The 3,113-nt window shown below is 66.4% G+C and carries 1 protein-coding gene; it reads left to right on the top strand.

What is annotated here, in order from left to right; genetic code table 11:
* Positions 1-373: 373 nt before the first annotated feature.
* On the top strand, positions 374-3,113 hold a 2,740-nt coding region (locus K8V84_RS15885), incomplete at its 3' end, for a BTAD domain-containing putative transcriptional regulator (RefSeq protein ID WP_304075651.1).

Below are 3,113 nucleotides of genomic sequence, written 5' to 3' on the forward strand. Positions count from 1 at the left end.
TGCTGACGGTGGACGAGCGGTTCGAGGCGATCGTGGCGGGTGCGACCCCCGGGGCCAAGATGCAGCCCATGGAGGAGCCCACCCCGAAGGAGGGCGCTCCCAAGGAAGCCGAAGAGGAGAAGGAGGGCAAGGAGGACGAGTAGTCCTCCCCTCCGGGGGCCGTCCGTTCCGAGTACCGACTGGAGGGGGGTACTCGGAACGAGCGGGCTCCCCATATTCCTTTTCCACGAGTGGCGGCTTGCTAGGGTTGCTACTTGTGGATTTCGGCGTGCTTGGCCCCATTGCCGCGTGGTCGGACGGAAGATCCCTTCCCGTAGGTGGACCACGACAACGTTGTGTCCTGGGAGTGCTCCTGGTGTACGTCGGTCGAGAGGTGACTTTCGACCAATTGATCAGCTACCTGTGGAACGACGACCCACCTCGCACCGCGCGTTCGGTGATCCAGGTGCAGATCTCTCACCTGCGTCGTTCCTTTCCCGGGTTGATCAAAACGACCTCCGGTGGCTACCTGGCGGATCTCGATCCGGAGCGTGTCGACCTGCACAGGTTCCGTCGACTGCGGGAGTCGGCCGAGGGGGCCTCCACCCCGGAGACCATGACGCGGTTGTCCAAGGCCCTTGAGTCCTGGCGGGGGGTCCCCTTCTCGGGCGTCGGGTCGGAACACCTCCTCTACTCGGTCGTGTCCCCGATGCTCGAAGAGCGCTGGGCGGCCGTGGCCGAGTGGGCCGAATGCGCGCTCGAACTGGGTCGGGCCAAAGAGGTCGTCGCCTACCTGACCCCCGTCGCCCGACAAGAGGAACTGCGAGAACGGATCCAGCACCTGTTCATCACCGCCCTTTGGGCGAGCGGTGAACGGGCCGCCGCGCTGTCCGCCTACGAGGCGATCCGCTCTCGACTCGCGGAGGAGCTGGGGGTCGATCCGGACCCCGAACTGATGGCCCTGCACACGCAGATCCTGCGGGCGGACACCGTCGAGAGGACACCGGCCAAGGGGATCGGTTCGCTGGTGTTGAACAGGGAGGACGGCTTCGTCGTCCGTAACGACCTGCCCCGGGACATCCCCGACTTCGCCGGCCGGGAGGGCTCCCTCACCCAGGTCCTGGAGCTGACCGCCCATGACGAGAAACGGGCCAAGATCTGCGTCATCACCGGGACCGGCGGTGTCGGCAAGACGACCGTCGCGGTTCGGGCGGGTCACGAACTGGCCGATGAGTACACGGACGGCCAGCTGTTCATCGACCTCTACGGCTACACCCTGGACAAGGAGCCTTTGGACCCTCACGCCGCTCTGGGTGCCTTGCTTCGCGCGGTGGGAGTGGACCCGGACGAGGTCCCCGAGTCCCTGGACGAGCGTTCCGCGCTGTGGCGGGCCACCCTCATGGGACGTCGGGTCCTGACGGTTCTCGACAACGCCGTCACCTACTCCCAGGTCGCCCCGCTCCTGGCCGCCTCCCCCGGATCACTGACCCTGGTCACCTCGCGCAACGACCTGGCGGGACTCAGCGGCGCTCGGTACATCTCCCTGAACGTCCTGGAGAAGAAGTCCTCCCTGGAACTCTTCGCCCGTGTACTGGGCGAGGACAAGGTCGCCCAGGAACCCGAACAGGCCAAGGAGGTCGCCAGGCTGTGCGGAGGCCTGCCGCTGGCGCTGAGGGTGGTGGCCGGACGGATGATGAGCCGACCCCGATGGACCTTCGCGCACGTGGTGCGGCGCCTGAGCGAGCAGAACCGCCAGTTCCGGGAACTCCAGGTGGACGGGCAGAGCGTCGAGGCGGCCATCGACCTCTCCTACCGCAGTCTCAACCCGGAGCTGCACCGGGCCTTCCTCCTGCTCAGCGCGGCCTTCGGTCGCAACATCGACCTTCACGGGGCCGCCACCCTCCTCGCGCTCTCCCCGGTGGAGGCCGACGAGGTGCTTCAGGACCTGGTGAGCGTCTGTCTGCTGGACGAACCCCACGCGGACGTCTATCGGTTCCACGACCTGATCCACGTCTTCGCCTCGCAGAGAGCGAGGACGGACCTCGGGGCCAAGGAGTTCGACCGTGCCCGAGAAGCCCACGCCGACTACTTCACCGCGACCACCGCTCGGGCGGCGGAACTTCTCGGCGGACCACGTCACAGCGGCGAGAAACCCCTCAAGCCGTCTCGGTACAGCCCGGAGCTGAACGACCGGGTCGAGGCCGAGGAATGGTTCGAGCTCCATCAGGACCACATCGCGGAGGTCGTCGAGTACTTCGCCTCACAGGAACGTGCAGAGGATGCCTGGCGACTCGCCGATTCGACCTGGAAGTTCTACACGATACGTGGAAGGTCCGGGATGATCCTGTCCCTCCACGAACGTGTCCTCGCCGCCAACGACGGAAGCGGACACGAACGTGGACGCGCGGTCACCCTGATCGGGATGGGTATCGCCTACTACATCGCGGGTTCCTTCGATCGCTCCCTGGAGATGTTGACCGAGGCCAAGACCATCCTGGAAGTGGTCGAGGACGAGTGGGGCATGGTCCGGGCGCTCTCCAACCTCGCCATGGTCTATGAACGCGTGGGAAGGTTCCGGGATTCGGCCGAGGCGATCCAGGGGGTGTTGGCTCACGCGGCGGCCACCGAGGACCCGAGGGTCGAGGCCCTGCAGTGGGGAAACCTCGCGGTCCTGCGTCAAACCCTGGGCGACCACGAGGAGGCGTTGCGTTGTGCCGAACGAGCACTCAAGACCTCCATGGGTGGTTCCCAGGAGGAGGGCCGGGCCTATGTGAAGCGGGTCATGGGTGAGGCACGTGTGGGACTCGAACAGTACGACCGTGCCTTCGGGGACCTGGAAGAGGCGCTGGAGCTGTCCACGCGACTTCAACTGGTCGGGAACCTGATCTTCGTGCACAACTCGTTCGGGGTCGCGCACCGTGCCGTGGGAAGGTTCGAGTCGGCCGTCGCCGCCCATGTGAAGGCTCTCGAACTGGCGGAGGAAAGTGGCGACCGCAGCGGTGACGCGGAAATCCTCACCGACTTCGGGACGACCCTCAGCGTGACCGGCCGCTTCGACGAGGCGGCGAAGGCCCTGGAGAAGGCCCTCGCTACCGCCGTCGAGCGGGACGAGCGCTACATCGCCGCTCGGGCCT

Origin of the sequence: Nocardiopsis listeri (assembly GCF_020741345.1) — a bacterium.
Lineage (GTDB): Bacteria > Actinomycetota > Actinomycetes > Streptosporangiales > Streptosporangiaceae > Nocardiopsis > Nocardiopsis listeri_A.